At 71.9% G+C, this 17,842-nt stretch carries 10 protein-coding genes; 5 read left to right on the top strand and 5 right to left on the bottom strand.

Translation table 11 applies throughout. From position 1 onward, the window contains the following. Positions 1-29: 29 nt before the first annotated feature. The 5 genes from ACFF45_RS10630 to ACFF45_RS10610 all read left to right on the top strand — a co-directional run bounded on the left by ACFF45_RS10630 (position 30) and on the right by ACFF45_RS10610 (position 6,235). Positions 30-2,234: an MMPL family transporter gene (locus ACFF45_RS10630; RefSeq protein WP_381345066.1), complete on the top strand. Its 2,205-nt coding sequence runs from the start codon at positions 30-32 to the stop codon at positions 2,232-2,234. A gap of 50 nt (positions 2,235-2,284) precedes the next feature. Further along, complete coding sequence (locus tag ACFF45_RS10625; protein ID WP_381345063.1) at positions 2,285-3,472, top strand: sensor histidine kinase; 1,188 nt, start codon at positions 2,285-2,287, stop codon at positions 3,470-3,472. 2 nt (positions 3,473-3,474) lie between these two features. Next, a complete protein-coding gene (locus ACFF45_RS10620) occupies positions 3,475-4,122 on the top strand; it encodes a response regulator (protein ID WP_381345060.1) in 648 nt (215 codons plus the stop codon). A gap of 214 nt (positions 4,123-4,336) precedes the next feature. Beyond that, entirely contained in the window at positions 4,337-5,551 is a 1,215-nt protein-coding gene (locus tag ACFF45_RS10615; protein WP_381345058.1) for a sensor histidine kinase, read from the top strand. A 75-nt stretch (positions 5,552-5,626) separates the two neighbouring features. Beyond that, positions 5,627-6,235 carry a response regulator transcription factor gene (locus ACFF45_RS10610; RefSeq protein WP_381345164.1) on the top strand — a complete coding sequence of 203 codons (609 nt, stop codon included), beginning with the start codon at positions 5,627-5,629 and terminating at the stop codon, positions 6,233-6,235. A gap of 38 nt (positions 6,236-6,273) precedes the next feature. On the opposite strand, the gene ACFF45_RS10605 is transcribed toward ACFF45_RS10610, so the two are convergent. From ACFF45_RS10605 to ACFF45_RS10585, 5 genes are all read right to left on the bottom strand, one after another. After that, on the bottom strand, positions 6,274-6,900 hold the full coding sequence (locus ACFF45_RS10605; RefSeq protein WP_381345055.1) for an NADH oxidase: 627 nt from the start codon (positions 6,898-6,900) through the stop codon (positions 6,274-6,276). Between the two features lie 34 nt (positions 6,901-6,934). Continuing rightward, positions 6,935-7,747 carry an AfsR/SARP family transcriptional regulator gene (locus ACFF45_RS10600; RefSeq protein WP_381345053.1) on the bottom strand — a complete coding sequence of 271 codons (813 nt, stop codon included), beginning with the start codon at positions 7,745-7,747 and terminating at the stop codon, positions 6,935-6,937. A 197-nt stretch (positions 7,748-7,944) separates the two neighbouring features. Next, positions 7,945-12,660, bottom strand: a complete 4,716-nt coding sequence (locus ACFF45_RS10595; RefSeq protein ID WP_381345050.1) for a non-ribosomal peptide synthetase — start codon at positions 12,658-12,660, stop codon at positions 7,945-7,947. After that, a complete protein-coding gene (locus ACFF45_RS10590; protein ID WP_381345047.1) occupies positions 12,657-16,808 on the bottom strand; it encodes a non-ribosomal peptide synthetase in 4,152 nt (1,383 codons plus the stop codon). The genes ACFF45_RS10595 and ACFF45_RS10590 overlap by 4 nt, the downstream gene beginning before the upstream one ends. Next, a complete protein-coding gene (locus tag ACFF45_RS10585; RefSeq protein WP_381345045.1) occupies positions 16,801-17,820 on the bottom strand; it encodes a 3-hydroxyacyl-CoA dehydrogenase NAD-binding domain-containing protein in 1,020 nt (339 codons plus the stop codon). The genes ACFF45_RS10590 and ACFF45_RS10585 overlap by 8 nt, the downstream gene beginning before the upstream one ends. Positions 17,821-17,842 lie beyond the last annotated feature (22 nt).

Genomic DNA, 17,842 nt, shown 5'->3' with positions numbered 1-17,842 from the left:
CCACACCCCCGACGAGGAGCATGGACGACATGAAGAATCTCCCTGTACGCATGGCTCGTTGGAGCGCCGTCCACCCCTGGCGGGGCGTCGTCGGCTGGTTCGTGTTCGTCGTCCTGTGCCTCGGTATCGGCATCTCCGTCGGCACCAACCCGGCGACCACCGAGGACTTCCGCATCGGCGAGGCGGGACGGGGCGAGGCGATCGCCGCGGAGGGCGGGTTACAGCAGCGCCCCGTCGAACACGTCCTGATCACCGCGAAGCCGGGGACCGGACAGCTCGATGTCGCCGCGGCCGACTCGGCCGCCGCCGACGTCGCCGCCCGGATGGCCAAGCTGCCCGAGGTGCTCTCCGTCGCCGACCCGGTACGCAACGCGGACAACACGGCGGTGCGGGTATCCGTCACCATGAAGGGCCCGGAGCTGGAGGGCAAGGAGCACGTCGACCCGCTGATCGAGCAGACCGCGGCCGTACAGAAGGCCAACCCCGGGCTGCGCGTCGAGGAGACCGGGTCGCCGTCCATCAGCAAGGGCGTCGACAAGCTGCGCGGCGACGACCTCTCGCGCACCGAGGTGATCGCCCTGCCGGTCACCCTCATCACGCTGCTGCTGGTCTTCAGCTCCGTGGCGATGGCCCTCGTACCGCTGTTGCTCGCCCTGTCCTCGATCGCCGCGGCCGTCGGACTGTCGATGGTGGCCTCGCACGTCTTCCCCGACGCGGGCGTCGGCACCAACGTCATCCTGCTCATCGGCCTCGCCGTCGGCGTCGACTACACGCTCTTCTACCTCAAGCGCGAACGTGAGGAGCGGGCCCGCGCCGGCGGCATGCTGAGCCCGCAGGCCGTCGTCGAACTCGCCGCCGCCACGTCCGGACGGGCCGTCGTCCTCTCCGGTCTCGCCGTCGCCGTCTCCAGCGCCACCCTCTACCTCGCCGACGACGTCATCTTCTCGTCCATCGCCACCGGCGCGATCCTCGTCACCCTGGTCGCCGTCGTCAGCTCCCTGACCGTGCTGCCCGCCCTTCTCGCCAGCATGGGCATGCGGGCCGAACGCCGGGCCGAGCGCCGGGCGGCCAAGGGGCTCGCACCGAAGAAGCAGAAGACGCACAAGACCGGCCCCGGCCGTCTGACCGCCGCCGTGCTGCGCCCCGTCGCCAAGCACTCCGTCGCCACCCTCACCGTCACTGTGGTCGGGCTGCTCGCCCTCGCCGCCCCGATCCTCAGCCTCAAGCTCACCGACATGGGCCGCGAGACGCACTCCCGCTCCATCGTCGCCATGCAGGTGTACGACCGGCTGAACGCGGCCTTCCCGGAGCTGAAGTCCATGCACCAGGTCGTGGTCCGCGCCGAAGCCGACAGTTCGCCCGAGGTGACCGCCGCCCTGCGTGAACTCGCCGCCGACGTCAAGGACGACCCGCGCCTGAGCGGCACCTCTCGGCTGACCACGTCGCCCGACAAGCGGATCAGCATGCTCCAACTGCAGGTCCCGCACTACGTCAGCAGCGACGAGGCCCAGTCCTCGCTCAAGGACATCCGCGACAGGTACGTCCCGGAGACCGTCGGCCAGGTGAAGGGCGCCGAGACCGCGGTGACCGGTGACGTGGCCCGCTACACCGACTACCCGACCCACCAGGAACAGAAGCTGCCCCTCATCATCGGGGCACTGCTCCTGGTCACCTTCGTCATGACCGTCTACGCGTTCCGCTCCGTGGTCCTCGGCCTGGTCGGCATCGCCCTCAACCTCCTCTCCGCCGCCGCCTCGCTCGGCATCCTCGTCATGGTCTTCCAGCACACCTGGGCCGAGGGCCTGGTCGACTTCACCTCCACCGGGTCGATCGGCTCCCGGGTCCCGCTGTTCCTCTTCGTGATCCTGTTCGGCCTCTCGATGGACTACCAGGTCTTCGTGATCAGCCGGATCCGGGAGGCGGCCCTGCGCGGAGTCCCGACCCGCAAGGCCGTGATCGAGGGCATCGGGAGCTCGGCGGGGGTGGTGACCAGCGCCGCCGTGGTCATGGTCACGGTCTTCGCCAGCTTCGCGGCCCTGCACCTGATCGAGATGAAGCAGATCGGCTTCAGCCTCGCGGTCGCCGTCCTCCTGGATGCCTTCGTCATCCGTATGCTGGTCCTGCCGTCCCTGATGCTCCTGCTGGGCGAGGCCAACTGGTGGCCCTCCCGCGGGGTGCGCGGTGCCCGCCGCACCTCCGAACAGGCCGCCCGCACCCTGGAATCGGTACGCTGACCGACTCGACCGCCGGCCTCTCAACTCCTCCAGGAACGAGGTGAATCAGCGTGATTCAGTGGCAGCAGCAGTCGGGTGACCGGCTCGCCCAGGACCGTGTCCTTCGCTGGAACCTGGCAGGCTGGATCCTGTTCGGTCTGCTGCCCCCGGCCGTCGCCGTGCTCGACGCGTCGCCGGCCCGGAGGTTCTGGCTGCTCGGCCTGCTCGCCCTGATCGCGCTGTGTCACACGGTCGTCCTCACCCGGCCGGACAACCCCCTGCTGCGTCCCCGTACCTACCTCGGTGTCCTCGTGCTCGTCCTGGGGGCGACGGCCTACCTTCTGGACGGCGGGGCCGCCTTCTACGTGGTGTCCCTGCCGCACTTCTGGCTCTTCGCCCGAGCCCCGCGCGACGCGATCACACTCAGCGGGGCCGCGGCCGCCCTCACCGTGTTCGGCGGCACGCTCGGTCAGGGCTGGAGCCCCCAATTCCTGACCGGGAACGTGGTGTTCACCATGGTCGCCTACATCGCCGGGGTGGGGCTGGGGCTGTGGGTGCACCGCTTCGTCGGCCAGAGCAACGAGCGGCAGGAGCAACTGACCGCCGAACTGACCGTCACTCAAAAGGAGTTGGCGCAGGCGTATCAGCGTCAGGGCGCGGCCGAGGAGCGCGAACGGCTCGCCCGGGAGATCCACGACACCCTCGCCCAGGGCTTCGCCTCCATCGTGGTGCTCGCGGAGGCCGCCCGCGCCGCCTCCGCCACCGACCCCGTACGCTGCGCCGAGCAGCTCACCTCCATCGAGCAGACCGCACGCGAGAACCTGGCCGAGGCCCGGGTGCTCGTCGGCTCCGCCCCCGAGAGCGGCGTCGCGGTCGGCTCGCTGGCGAGCACCCTGCGCAGGACCCTCGACCGTTTCGTACAGGACACCGGCCTCACCGTCACCGCGGAACTGCCCGACGTCGACCTGGACCAGCGCACCCGCGTCGCCCTGCTGCGCTGCACGCAGGAGTCCCTCGCCAACGTGCGCAAACACTCGGGTGCCTCCACCGTCGGCGTCGTCCTCACCGAACTCGTGGGCGGTGTCGAGCTGGAGATCACCGACGACGGCTGCGGCTTCGTCGTCGAGGAGTCCCATGGCTTCGGCCTCGACGGCATGAGTCGACGGCTGGCCGAACTCGACGGCGAACTCGCCGTCACCAGTTCCCTCGGGGACGGCACCCGGGTCCTCGCCAGCCTTCCCACGCACAGTCAGGACTGACCATGACCGACACCGCGTACGACCGGATCCGGGTGGTCGTGGTCGACGACCACGCCGTGATGCGCGCCGGAGTCATCGCCCTGCTGGCCAACGAACCCACCATAGAGATCGTCGGCGAGGCGAGCGACGGCCGCGAGGGCGTCGGCCTCGTCGAGCGGCTCGCCCCCGACGTGGCCCTGCTCGACCTGCGCATGCCGGTGCTTGACGGCGTGGCCGCCACCACCGAGATCGTCGCCCTGTCGGTGGCCACCCGGGTGCTGATCCTCACGACGTACGACACGGACGTCGAGATCGAACGAGCCGTGGAGGCCGGCGCCGTCGGCTACCTCCTCAAGGACACCACCCGTGAACAGCTCGCCGACGCCATCCGCTCGGCGGCCCGCGGCGAGACGGTGCTGGCGCCCAAGGTCGCGGAGCGCCTCGTGGCCCGGATGCGCCGCCCCGAACCGGTCGCGCTCACCGCCCGCGAGCGGGACGTGCTGCGCGCGGTCGCCGACGGCCTGTCCAACGCCGAGATCGGCCGTCGCCTGGTCATCGGCGAGGCCACGGTGAAGACGCATCTCCTGCGGGTCTTCGCGAAACTCGACGTCAGCGACCGCACCCGCGCCGTCGTCGTCGCCCTGGAACGCGGGCTCCTTGCGCGCTCCTGAGCTACGGGGCCCGTCCCCGGCGTACGTCCGCCGACGATGCGCCGCCCTTCCTCCGAGCGACCCGACCCGCCGGGCAAGCGCGTGCTGCACGGGCCACCTGAGGTTGGGTAATCCTTGAGTGACTCCACATCATGCTCGTTTATGCTCCACACGGGGACGGGGCTGCGGGAGAGGGGATTCGAACATGACGTACGGTCACATACCCTCAAGCGAGGTGGGCGAGGCCCCGGGGAGACCGGAGAGACCGCTCGGCAGAAGTGGCGACATCCCCGCACCCCGGCTCGGCCGGCTCGTTCTGCTCGCAGCGCTGTCGTGTTACTTCAGCATCACCCTGCTCAACATCCTGAGCACACACTCCTCCGCCGTCCCGCTGGCCGCGGCGGTCCTGTGCCTCCTCGGCATCTTCGGACTGCAGCTGCTGCACTCCAGAGCCGGTGCGCACCTCGCGTCCACCGGCCGCAAGATCCTCACTCTGGGCGCCCAGGCACTCCTGACCTACCTCCCCCTCCTCGTCTTCGAGACACAGTGGGGCTCGATGGCGGGCTTCCTCGCGGGCTCCTTACTGCTGCTCCTGCCCCCACGGCAGGGCTGGCTCCTGTACGGGGCGGTGGGCGCCTCGATGCTCGCCCCGCCCCTGCTCGTCGGCCTGCCCGTGGTGGACACGTTCTACTATGTCCAGTCCACCCTGCTGACCGGCCTCGTGATCTTCGGCCTCACCCGGCTCGCCGACCTGATCCGCGTCCTGCACGAGACCCGCGGTGAACTCACCCGCGTCGCGGTCACCCAGGAACGCCTCCGCTTCGCCCGGGACCTGCACGACCTGCTCGGCTACAGCCTCTCCGCGATCACCCTCAAGGGCGAGCTGATCCACCGCCTGCTGCCCGCGCACCCCGCCCGGGCCAAGTCCGAAATCAAGGACGTGCTCACCATGTCCCGCCAGTCGCTGGCCGATGTGCGCAGTGTGGCCAGCGGCTACCGTGACGTGTCCCTGGAGGAAGAGATCGGCTCGGCTCAGTCCGTGCTCAGCGCCGCCGACGTGCGCGTCACCGCGCGCGTGCAGACCGGGCCCCTGGAGCGGGAGCTGGAGACCGTGCTCGCGACGGTGCTCCGCGAGGCGGTCACCAACCTGCTGCGCCACAGCCGCGCGACGTTCTGCGAGATCGCCGCAGAGCGGGTCGTCGGCGAGGTGCGGCTGATCATCGTCAACGACGGTGTGGCGAAGGGCCATCGGGACCCGTCCCCGCACAGCGGAAGCGGCCTCGGCAATCTGCAGACGCGACTCAGCGCTGTCGACGGCAGCCTGAGCGCGGAGCAGAACAACGACGGAACGTTCCGGGTCGTGGCTCGCGCCCCCGAACGGCGAAGCACCGAGGTCGCGGCCGACGCGGACTGGGAAGGCCGCGCGGGCGACAGCCAGTCGGCAGCCTGACGGCGAACTACGCGCCGCATCAGTCCGGTTGATAAATTGACGCTATTGATTGCTGTGCCAGGGGGGTGCGCTGCGATTATTCGGATATTGCTCGCAGAGGACATGAACATGGTCCGGGGAGCGCTGGTGGCGCTTCTGAGTCTGGAGAGAGATCTCGAAGTCGTCTGTGAACTGGAGCGCGGGGACGAAATCATCGACGCGGCGCTCAAGGTCAGGCCCGACATCGCGGTGATCGACATCGACCTGCCGGGCCTGGATGGCCTGAGCGCCGCCGTCCAGCTCCGTGAACGTCTACTCAGCTGCAAGACACTCATGCTCACCAGCCTCGGCCGCCCCGGTACCCTGCGCCGGGCGCTCGCCGCGGAAGTGGACGGCTATCTCCTCAAGGACGAGTCACCGGCCGAACTGGCCTACGCAATCAGGCGGGTCATCGCGGGGCAACGCGTCATCGACTCCAAGCTGGCGCTCGCCTCGTGGAGCGGTGCGCAGAGTCCGCTGACCGAGCGCGAGACGGAGGTGCTGCGCCTTGCCGCGGAGGGATCCGAGGCCAGGGAGATCGCCTCCGCTCTGCACCTGTCCACCGGGACCGTGCGCAACTACCTCACGACGGTGGTCGTCAAGCTGAACGCCCGCAACAGGGTCGACGCGATTCGCATCGCCCGGGACGCCGGCTGGCTGGTCTGACCGGGCCCCGGTCCGCGACGACCGGGGTCGTCGGCGGCTCAGACGCCGTCGTACGCGGCGTCGTCCGCGGGCGGCGCCATTCCCGCCGCCGCCAGATAGCGCATGATGCCCTCGGTCATCTGCGGCGGCAGCGGCAGGGCCGCCTTCGCTGTGTCAGGAGTGACCGGCCAGCCCAGCATGGCCACCACGAGGGCGGCCTCGGGCCGGTGCAGCACGACCCGGTGCGGACAGTCGTCGGCCTCCAGCGAGAGCCCGGAGTTGAGTATGGTCAGGACCGTCCTGCGGGGTAGCCGCACGGCCCGCTGGCCCGGCAGCCAGACCAGGGGGAGGGGCGCGTCCTGCGCCACCGGGAACACCGACAGCAGCGGGCCCCGCAGATCGTCGGCGCCGAGCGTGCGCACCACCAGATGGGACAGCCGGCTCAGCACCGGAAGCAACACCTCGTTGAGGTCGACGTGTTGGTCAGCAACGTTGGCGAGGACCACGGGCCCCAGCTCCATCCGCCGCAGAGCCTCCCGCACCTCGGGCCCGGGCCGGTCCAGACAGTCCATGCCCCAGCGGCTCTTGAGCACCACCTGGTCGTGTCGCACGTCGTGATCGACGGTCACGTCTTCGGACAGCGACCAGAGGTGGACCGTGACGACGTCAGCAGGCGTGTGTTCCATTGCCTGCCCTCCTTTCGAGGGAACCTGCCGCCGACTAGAAAGCGGTCAGAGTGCGGACCGGGGCATCCAGGAGCGGCTCACCGGCCAGCACCCAACGGTGCAGCTCCTGAAGCCGCCGCGACGGCTCGATCCCCAACTCCCGCACGGATGCCTCACGCAGCCTCCGGAACGCCTCCAGAGCCTGTGACTGACGTCCGCTGCGATAGAGCGCGACGATGAACTGCGCGTGCAGATTCTCCTGCAGCGGATGCAGGGTGGTGAGCGCGGTCAACTCGCTGACCAGATGCACATGGTGACCGAGCCGCAGTTCGGCGTCGATACGCGACTGGACAGCGGCGAGCCGCACCTCGTCCAGCCGCAGTGCCTCGGCCCGCAGAGCCCCCGACATCCGTACGTCGCTCAGCGCCTGCCCACGCCACAGGGCGAGCCCCTCGGACAGCAGCAGGACACCCTGCTGGTCCTCACCATGGCTGATCGCCTGCTCGCCCTGTCGCACGTAACGCTCGAACTCCCGGGCGTCCACCCGCACGTCGGGCATGTCGAGCCGGTAGCCGCTGTTCCCGCGGCTGAGGATCTCCTTGGGGTCGACATACGGAGCGAGCCGGGAGACGGCGGTGGCGATCCGCTGCCGCAGCTGCTTCACGTACGTCTGCACGGCGGCCGACGGGCCGGCCGGGGGGAACCCCTCCCACAGCTCCTCGGCGATGACGGCCATGCTCATCTCGCGTCCGCCGCCGACCGCGAGCAAAGCGAGCAGCCTGCGCTGCTTGGCCGCGCTGGGGACGATGGACGCACCGCCCACCGAGGCCGTGAACGGTCCGAGCAACCCAATGTCCAGACTCACCATGCCAGTTCCCTTCGCTCCCGGATGGCGCGAGCCTGGCACGCGGCGCCGTGAGGTCAACAGTGAGGGCGCCACGAGAAGGAGGTGAATGTTGGAAGCCCACCGGTATGAGGACTTCATACGGTGCAGGTGGCGGCGGGTGCGAAGGCCAGTGCTGCAGGGTCTGAGCCGGGGGCGGCCGACCCCACGGTGAGCCGCTGTCAGCCTTCCGTGGGCCCTGACAGGTCGATGTCGTGGACCGGGATGTCCGGGGTGGCCGCGACCGTACGCAGCAGCCGCGTGAAGCGGGTGCAGAGGGCCTCGACAGTGGACCGGTCGAACAGCTCGGTCCGGTATTCGACCACGCCGTCGAGCCCGCGACAGGTGCCGTCGACGTCCCGCCGCTCGAACAGGCCGAAGGTCAGGTCGAACCCGGCCGAACCCCTGCCGACCAGGTCCACCGTGGCGGATCCGCCCGGTAGTTCCAGCCGCTCGGGGAGGGAAGGTGTGAGAACCAGCATCACCTGGAACAGGGCCCGGCCGAACACGGCCTGCCCGCTCGCCGCCCGCCGTGGCCCCTGCGCCTCCACGACCAGGTCGAAGGGAACATCCTGGTGGGCGAAGGCCCCCAGATCGGCTTGCGTGACCCGGCCGAGCAGCTCACGGAAGGTCGGCTCTCCCGAGATGTCGGCGCGCAGCACGAGCGTGTTCACGAAGAAGCCGACGAGGCCGTCGAGCTCCGCGTCCGCGCGGTCGGACACGGCCGTGCCGATCGGGATGTCCGTGCCCGCGCCGAGGCGGGTGAGCAGCGCGGCCAGTGCGGCGTGCGCCACCAGGAAGAGGCTGGCCTGCTCGTCCGCGGCCACCTCCAGGAGCTGCCCGTGCACGTCCGCGGGGACCGAGAAGGCCACCGTGTCGCCGGCGCTGTGCTCCGGGCGCCCGGACGGCGCCCGCTCCGTACGGTCGGCGGGTAGCGGGATGCGTTCCGGCAGACCGGCCAAGGTCTTGTCCCAGTAGGCGAGCTGACTGGTCCGGAGGGCGCTGGGCCCGTCGTCGGTGCCGAGCTGTTCGCGCTGCCACAGGGTGAAGTCGGCGTACTGAACGGGCAAGGGCGACCAGTTCGGGGCGGCTCCGCCGACGCGGGCCCGGTAGGCGGTGCCGAGGTCGTCCAGCAGACACCGCAGCGAGGCGCGGTCGCAGGCGATGTGGTGGAGCAGCAGGAGCAACGTCTGGCGGCGTGGGGCCTCGGTGGTGAAGAGGGTCGCGCGCAGGGGAAGTTCGCTCTCCAGGCGGAAGGGGCGTGCGGCCGCGGCGCTCAACGCGTCCGACAACTGGTCCGGGGCGACGGGTTCGACCGTGAGTGCCGGGCGTGCGGCCGCGGCCGCCAGGATGTGCTGGACCGCCTGGCCGTCCCGCTGCTGGATGAGGGTACGCAGGGTTTCGTGCCGGGCCGTGAGGTCCCCCAGGGCGGCACGGAGCGCCTCCTGGTCCAGTTCGCCGTCCCAGCGCAGTACCAGAGGAACGTTGTAGGTGCTGTCGGGTCCGGCAAGTCTGTGCAGGAACCAGAAGCGCCGTTGGCCGAAGGAGAGCGGGACCGGCTCGGCGCTCCGGTCCGCGGCCGACGGAAGCCGGGGGACGGGCCGGGGCCCCGCTGCCACTGAGGCGCCGCCCGGCTGATCCGGGTCGCCCAGATGGGCTGCGAGCCCGGCGACGGTCGGGTGGAGGAAGACGTCCCTGACATCAAGCTCCGCCCGGGCGCCGAGACCGGCTCGGCGTACCAGGCTGACCAGCCGTGTCGCCCGCAGGCTGTCGCCTCCGAGGTCGAAGAAGTCGTCGTCGGCGCCGACCCGCTCCACGGCGAGCAGGTCGGCGTACAGCCCGGCCAGTTCGGCTTCCAGCGGTGTGTCCGGGGCGCGGGACGTGGTGTGCGCGCGGGCGTGGGGGCAAGGGAGCGCCACCCGGTCCAGCTTCCCGTTGGGGGTGAGCGGCAGTCTGTCGAGCGGGACGAACAGGGACGGGACCAGATGCGCCGGAAGCCGCCCGCGCAGCCATTCCCGCAGCCGGGTAAGGGCCGGCCCGGGATCGTCCGCCGTCGCCTCGCGGGTGGGGACGACGTAGGCCACCAACCGTGCGGGCCCCTCGGTTCCCCGGCCGTCGTCCGCCCTGGTGCCGGCCGGACCGCGCGGAACACCGGAGCTCGCCAGCACGGCGCCGCCCGCCACGCCGGGGGCGGCCAGCAGCGCCGCCTCGACCTCGGCCGGTTCGATCCGGAAGCCACGGATCTTGACCTGGTCGTCCGCCCTGCCGAGATACTCCAGTGAGCCGTCCTGACGGGCGCGTGCGAGGTCGCCCGAGCGGTACAGCCGGGACCCGGCGGGGCCGAAGGGGTCGGCCACGAAGCGTCGCGCCGTCAACGCGGCACGGTGCAGATATCCCCTGGCCACACCGGTACCCGCGACGTACAGCTCACCGGCCACCCCTGGGGGCACCGGGCGCAGCTGGTTGTCCAGTACGTACAGCCGGGTACCGGCGATGGCCCTGCCGATCGGGACGACCCGCCCCTTACCGTGGTCGTGGTCCAGGTCGAGCCGGGTCGACAGGACCGCGGTCTCGGTGATGCCGTACATGTTGACCAGGACGGGCGCACAGTCCTGGTGCCGCCCGTACCAGGAACGCACGACGGCGGGGGAGAGCGCCTCGCCGCAGAAGATGAGCCAGCGGAGGGCCAGCTCCCGCCCCCGCTCCGGTTCTTCGGCGTCGGCCTGCTCCAGCGACCGGAAGGCGGAGGGCGTCTGGTTGAGCACCGTCACACGCTCCCGCACCAGCAGGTCGAGGAAGGCGTGGGGGGAGCGGCTCACCTCGCGGGGGACGATCACCAGTCGGCCACCGTGCGCGAGGGCGCCCCACATCTCCCACACGGAGAAGTCGAAGGCACAGGAGTGGAACATCGTCCAGGTGTCGTCGGGGCCGAAACCGAACTCGGCGGCTCCCGCCCGCAGCAGTGCCACCGGACCGCGGTGCGGGACCACCACGCCCTTGGGGTGGCCGGTCGATCCGGAGGTGTAGATGACGTACGCGGCATGGTCTGGCGTCAGCGGCCCCGTGCGGTCCGCGTCGGTCAGGTCGGCGTCGCTGTCCGTCGAGTCGTCGCCGCTCGTCGCCAGCGCCGCCGCTCCCGTCGGGTCCGTTTCGGAGAGGACGCATACAGGCCGGGCGTCGGCGAGGATCCACTCCGTGTGCTCCGGTGGCCATCCCGTGTCGAGCGGGAGGTAGGCCGCGCCGGTCTTGGACACCGCCAGGATCGCGGTGACGATGTCCGTGGAGCGGGGGAGCAGGACGGCGACGGTGCGTTCGGGCCCCGCGCCGCGCCGGATCAGCGTCCTGGCCAGCCGGTTGGCGCGGGCGTTGAGCTCGGCATAGGTGAGCTGCCGGTCGCCGTGGCCGACCGCCGGGGCGTGCGGAGTGCGGGCGGCCCAGTGTTCGAACAGCTCGGGGAGTGTACGGGGCGAGGGGGGTGCGGGCGTGCCGGTGCGCGGTACGAGCAGCCTGCGCTCTTCCGGTGCCAGCAGGTCCAGCTTCCCGACGGGGCGCCCAGGGTCGTCGATCAGCTGGTCGAGCAGGCGTACGCAGCGGTCGGCCTCGGCGGCGACTTCCTCGGGCTCGTACCGTCCGGCCTCGGCGTGCACCTCCACCATCAGGCCGGACCTGCCGCGTTCCGGCCTGATCATGACGGAAAGGTCTTCGACCGCGCCGGTGTTGAGCTGTCTGAGGGTCATCGGCCGCCCGGCGAAACTGCGGCCGAAGCTGAAGGGGACGATGTTCGCGGTCAGTTGGTACGGCGCGTGTGCGGACCCGGTGAAGCCGAGGTCACGGCGGAGGTCCTCGTACCGGTAGCGCTGGTGGTCGAGGGCGAGGGTGATTGCCTCGCCGACGGTCCGGATCAGTTCGGCGGTCGGCCGGCGCGGGTCGACCGGTACCCGCAGCGGGAGGACGTTCGACCCCGCGCCGGTCACGGCGCCCGCCGTCCTGGGGGTGCGGCCCGCGACCGGGAAACCCACGACGACCTCGTCGCCCCCGCCGGTGCGGGCATGGTCCAGCAGGACGGCGGAGGTGGTCGCCACTGCCGCCCAGGGGACGTCGAGTTGGCGCGCGTGGGCGCGGAGGGCGGCCACCCGGTCCGCGGGCATCCGGGACGCACCCCGCACCGGTGCCCCGCCCGTCGGGCCGGTGTCCGTCCGGCCGGGCAGGTCCCGGCCAGGTGCGGCGGGCCGGGACACACCCGGCCGCACGGTTCCCGGCCAACCGGCCATCTTCGCCGTCCAGAACCGACGGTCGGCCTCGAAGTCGGGCGTGGAACGGTAGGCCCGCTCGGCGTCGAGCAGGGTGTCCAACGGCACCTGGTGGCCGGGCTTCGGGGACTCGCCGCGCTCCAGCGCCGCGTAGATCTCGCCGAGCCGTCGGGCGAACAGCGCCAGGCCGAAGCCGTCCACCACCAGGTGGTGGACGAGCAGGTACCAGCAGACCCGGTCCTCGGCGAGGCGCAGGAACGCGGTCCTGAACGCCGGGCCGTTCTCCAGGTCGAGCGGGCGGGGGATGTCCGCCCGCATCCAGTCCAGCGCGGCGGCCATCGGCACGGGTTCCCGCTGGAGGTCCACGACCGGTATGTGCCAGGCGGGCAGGGGGCCGGCCCATTGCCTCGGCTCCCCCGAGGCCGTGACGGCGAACCGGGACCGGAACGGCTCGGTCTCCGTCACGGCAAACCGGAAGGCCGCCCCGTACACCTCTGGGTCGAGATCTCCGGCGATCTCGAACGCACTCGCCAGTTGGTACCGGACCGGAGGCGCCAGCCGCTGAGCCATCCAGATCCCGTGCTGTGTCGTGGTGAGCGGCATCGACGGGCGATCCGCCGCGCGCACCTGCTCCGGTTCGTTCCTCACGGAATGTTCACCGACCCCTTCCGTGGTGCCCTGGAGGCCCACCGTTCGACGAGGACGCGGCCGACGACGCCGAGCGCGGCGGGGCGTCCCATCTCCATGTGCGTGCTGTCGACCGGCAGGACCTCGAGCGACCCCTCGATCAGAGGGCGCCACAGGCCGAGCACGGTCTCGGGCGGGTGTTCCCGCGCGGTGAACATCACGGTGTTCCCGCCGAACGGGCGAGGTTCGTGCAGGTCGGCGATCCGCGCGAGGTTGGTGAAGGTCGCGGCCAGCGCGGCGATCCGCTGCTCGTCGAACGAGGCCAGCGGTCCCTCCTGCGTCCGGGTGATCTCCAAGAACCGCGGATACGTCAGCGACTCGCCCGCCCGCGGGGAGGGGCCGTAGCCGAAGAACCCCAGGAGCAGCGCGAGGATGTCCCGGCCGGCGACCGAACCCGGCGCGGCCTCGGCCGAGGCCACGGCGTCGGCGACGTTCCCGCCCGTGGGGTGGGCATCCAGGATCGCCAGCGTCTCCACCGACTCGCCGCTCTCCTCCAGCTGCACCGCCATCTCGTGGGCGACCACCCCGCCGAAGGACCAGCCGAGGAGGTGGTAGGGGCCCGTGGGCTGGACGGACCTGACCTGGTCCAGGTAGTCCGCCGCCATCTCCCGCACGGACGCCGGCAGAACTCCTGGGCCGTCCAGACCCCGGGCCTGCAGGCCGTACACCGGCCGATCGGCGCCGAGCGGCGAGGTGAGTCCCGCGTAGCACCAGGCGAAGCCCACCGCCGGGTGCACGCAGAACAAGGGGGCCTCGTCGCCCGACTCCCGCAACGGCAACAGGACTCCGCCGCCGGTCTCCTCGGACGTCTCCCGGACGCCCGGCCGCCTGTCGCTCGGGGTGTCGCCGCCCGCCTGGAACGAGGGGTCGGTCGGGACGCCGGGCCTGCGGGCCGCGTCGGCCCGGTCCGTCTCGCGCACGACCCGGGCCAGTGCGCTGACCGTCTTGTGCTCGAAGACGTCCTGCGGTGTGAGGACAAGACCCACCCGGCGCAGTCGGCTCAGCAGCCGGATCGACATGACGCTGTCGCCGCCGAGGTCGAAGAAGCTGACGTCCGTCGCGACGTCGGGGAGCCGGAGCACCTCGCGGAACACCCGCGCCACGTGCTCCTCCTGCGCTCCGCCGACGGCCATGGGGACACCTTCCAGGCCCCCAGGGCCTGGGGGAGGGTCGGCCTCCAGCGGCCGTACGCCCGTCGGCGGCCTCTCGCGGTCGAGCTTGCCACTGCCCGTCCGCGGCAGCGCGGAGGCGGCCTTCAGCTCGGCCGGGACCAGGTGCGCCGGCAGCCGCTCGGCCGCCCAGTCCCGCAGCGCGTGGCGGCCGGGGAGACGGGCTCCCGCCGCGGGCACCAGGTAGGCCACGAGCCGGGCGTCGCCACTCGCCCCCTTCCGGACACAGGCCATGACCTCGGTGACGGCGGGGTGCCGGGCGATCACCGCCTCCACCTCGCCGAGTTCGACGCGGAAGCCGTTGACCTTGACCTGGGCGTCCGTGCGGCCGAGGAAGTCGAGCTGTCCGTCGGGGCGCCAACGGGCCAGATCACCGGTCCGGTACATCCGCTCGCCGGGCGGGCCGAAGGGGTCGGCGACGAAACGTCCCGCGGTCAGCCCGGACCGGCGCAGATATCCCCGGGCAAGGCAGTCTCCCGCCAGGTACAGCTCGCCCTGGCGGCCGGCTTCCACCTGGCGGAGGGAGCTGTCGAGCACGTGGGCGCGTACGTGGTCCAGCGGCCGTCCGATGGGCGGTGCGCCCTCCGGCACCGGACCGTCGCCCGCCGAGACGGTGGCTGCGGTGGCATGGACGGTGGCTTCGGTGGGTCCGTACACGTTGAGCACCCGGGTGCCGGGCATGATCTCCCGGATCCGCGCGGCGAGGGGTGCGGTGAGTACCTCACCGGTCATCGAGAGCGTCGTGGCCGACACCTCGGGACCACCGGTCTCCAACAGCTTGGAGAACACCGAAGGGATGGCGCACAGCAGACCGCCCGACCAGCGGGGCGGGTCGCCGTCGAGCAGCGACAGGAGACTGTCGACCACCTCCACGCTGCCGCCGCCCGCCAGCGCCGGGAAGATCTCGGCCACCGACACGTCGAAGCTGAAGGAGCTCGCCGCCAGCACGTGTGCCAAGGACTCGGCGCCGAACTCGGCGGCCGCCCAGTCCACCAGCGCGACCACACCCCGGTGCGGCACCACGACCCCTTTGGGCGTGCCGGTGGAGCCCGAGGTGTAGAGGACGTACGCGGGATGCGAGGGCCGCAGCGGCTCGGGGCGGTCGGCGTCGGACGGTGCCGTGGGTGAGAGGTGCTCCAACTCGGCGGTGATCGCGGGGGAGTCGAGCCGGACGGTGGCGGTCGACCGGCTCACGACGTCCGCGACGTACGAGTCGGTGGCGGTGTCGGTCAGCACACAGACGGGTTCCGCGTCCTCGACCATGAAGCGGAGCCGCTCGGCCGGGTAGGCGGGGTCGAGCGGCAGGTAGGCGGCGCCGGTCTTGAGCACCGCGAGCATCGCCACGAGTGTCCCGGCGCCCCGGGGGAGCAGCAGCCCGACGACCGACTCCGGCCCGGCACCCCGGTCGAGCAGGAGCCGGGCCAGCCGGTTGGCGCGCTCGTGGAGTCCGGCGTAGGTGAGCTTGTCGTCGGCGCCGACGACGGCGACCGCCTCGGCGTGGCTGCGGGCGGCGCTCTCCAGCAAGTCGGTGAGCGTTCGGCGAGGTGCCCGGGAGGCCGTGCTGTTCGTCCGGGAGCGAACGGCCCCCCACGCGTTTGCCGCCGGCAGGTCGAAGGTGCCCAGCGAGTGCCCCGGGCGGGCCACGGCCAGGGACAGCAGACGCCCGAAACGCCAGGCGTGCGCGTCGAGTTCGCCGGCGTGATAGCGATTCGCCGCACCGCTGAAGACGACCCGCAGCCGCTGGTCCACGGGGTCGTCGTCGAGTACGACGCGGAGGTCGTGGACCGGGTCGGGCACCAGGTCGTGGACCGCCACGGACAGTTCACCGAACCGCACGCAGGTCCCGGGCGTGCGGATGTCGGCGATCGGCCCGAACAGCCGCAGCCGGTCGTCCGGCGCCTCCTCGCGACCCCCCTCCCGGTGGCGCAGCCGCTGGTGTCTGACCGCCTCGCGCGACTCCCGGGCGACGTCCCGGACGAGCTCGGCGAAGGTGGTGGCGGACCGTACCGTCAGCCGGAGCGGCACGATGTCCTCGCTCGCGTCCGGGACCCGCCTGCTCACCCGGCTCGGCCGGCCGTCCGTCGGCATGCCGATCACCACATCCGTGGCGCCGCTCAGCCGGTGGGTGTAGGCCGCCACGGCGGCGCACAGCACCGCCCGTACCGGCACACCGCCGTTGCGGGCGGCGGCACGGACGCGTTCGGTGTCGGTGGTGCCGAGCGTCACCGGGCGGGAGTTCACCGGTGGTCGTGACCGGTCGGCGTCCCGGGCGGGAGCGGACGCGAAGGTCACCGGTTCGGGGAGGTCGGCGAGCCGTCGGCGCCCGCGGGCGGGGTCGGCGCTGTCCGCGGGAGACCCGGTGTACCCGGCCGCCGCCGAGACCGGCTGCGGCCGGGTGGCCAGGGCGCCGTCGGCGGCCGAGCGGCCCTCGGTGAGCGCCGTGTACACCTCGGAGACCCGGCGGGTGACAAGCGCACAGCCGAAGCGGTCGACAACGGCTCGATGGTGCTGGTGGAACCAGTGGTGGTGGTCCGGGGCGAGCCGCAGCAACGCCTGGGTGGACCAGGGCTGCCCGGTCTCCCCGCGTGCGGGCTCCGCTCCCCGCCCGAGTGCCGCGCGTGTCCACGCGTCCGCCGCGCCCCGCGGGTCTGCCTCCGTGCTCAGGTCCACCACGGGCAGCGGCAGTCCGGCCGAGTTCTCCGGGGCGGGTGGTCCGTCCGGTCCCTCGTCGGCTCGGCGCACGGGCCGTGCGGTGGTCTCGGCCACGACCTGGGCGACCGCCTTGCCCAGCGTGGTGAGGTCCAGGGGGCCGTGGATCTCCACGAGCTGGGCGGTCCGGCCGCCGGGGGCGGTGGGCCCCGGACCGGAGGGCCGTACGGCACGCCGGGCGTTCTCACCGGCGGCGGACAGGTCGGTGGGCGCGCCCTGGCGGTCAGCCATGGTCGGTTCCTCTCCGCGCGCTGAGGTGCTGGGGCGAGTACGGGTAGAAGCCACTGCCCGACTTGCGTCCCACGTTGCCTTCGGCGACGAGACGGGCCAGCAGGGAGCACGGCCGGAAGCGGTCCTCGCCGGTGTGCCGGCGCAGCACCTCCAGCGAGTCGGCGATGGTGTCGAGACCGATGAGGTCGGCCGTGCGCAGCGGCCCCATGGGGTGGCCGAAGCAGTCCTGGAAAACGCGGTCCACGGTCTCGGCGTCGGCGGTTCCCTCGCCCAGCACGGCGGCCGCCTCGTTGAGCGTCAGCATCAGCACCCGGTTCGTGACGAAGCCGGGGGCGTCCCGCACCACGAGGGCGTGCTTTCCGACGCGGGCGAGGAACGCCTCCGTACGTTCCAGGGTGAGAGCGCTGGTCTCCGGCGCGCGGATCACCTCCACCGCGTCCTTGAGCGGCGCCGGGTTCATGAAGTGGGTGCCGATGACCCGGTCGGGGCGGGCGGTGAAGGACCCGAGGCGACTGACCGGGATGCACGAGGTGTTGGACGCGAAGATCGCCTCGGCCTCGCAGACCCGGTCCAGCTCGCGGAGGATCCCCTCCTTGACGTCCTCGTCCTCCCGGGCGCACTCCACCACCAGAAGAGCGGCCGCCATGTCGGCGAGCTCGGCGGACCAGGTCACGAGGGACTCGGCGCGGGACGCGGGCCCGCCCGCCCGCGCCTGCCGGGGCCCGGGGCGCAGCAGAGCGGCCGTCCTGATCCCGGCGCGGAGCCGAGCCGGGCCCGAGGCCAGCGCCCCGGGGGCATTGTCGACGACGACCACGGGGTGTCCGGCTTCGGCGAAGCACTGGGCCACACCGATCCCCATCGTGCCCGCGCCGACGATGCCGACCAGTGCCCCGGCCAGAGCGGCCTGCGAGGCCTGCTCGGCCAGAGCGATCTGCTCGGTCTGCTCGGTCTGCGGGGCCTGCGCGTTCCGCTCGGTCCCCGCGGTCTGTTGAACGTCTGTCTGATCGCCCACTGGTGCAGGTCTCCTTCGTCGG

The organism is Streptomyces cinereospinus (assembly GCF_042430725.1).
GTDB classification, from domain to species: Bacteria; Actinomycetota; Actinomycetes; order Streptomycetales; family Streptomycetaceae; genus Streptomyces; species Streptomyces cinereospinus.
Note: the sequence above shows the minus strand (reverse complement) of the source record. Positions and strands in the feature narration are given on the sequence as shown.

Bases quoted from the DNA above. Each gene is read 5' to 3' on its own strand.
- ACFF45_RS10620 (WP_381345060.1), top strand. From the start codon at position 3,475: ATGACCGACACCGCGTACGACCGGATCCGGGTGGTCGTGGTCGACGAC.
- ACFF45_RS10630 (WP_381345066.1), top strand. From the start codon at position 30: ATGAAGAATCTCCCTGTACGCATGGCTCGTTGGAGCGCCGTCCACCCC.
- ACFF45_RS10600 (WP_381345053.1), bottom strand. From the start codon at position 7,747: ATGGTGAGTCTGGACATTGGGTTGCTCGGACCGTTCACGGCCTCGGTG.
- ACFF45_RS10605 (WP_381345055.1), bottom strand. From the start codon at position 6,900: ATGGAACACACGCCTGCTGACGTCGTCACGGTCCACCTCTGGTCGCTG.
- ACFF45_RS10590 (WP_381345047.1), bottom strand. From the start codon at position 16,808: ATGGCTGACCGCCAGGGCGCGCCCACCGACCTGTCCGCCGCCGGTGAG.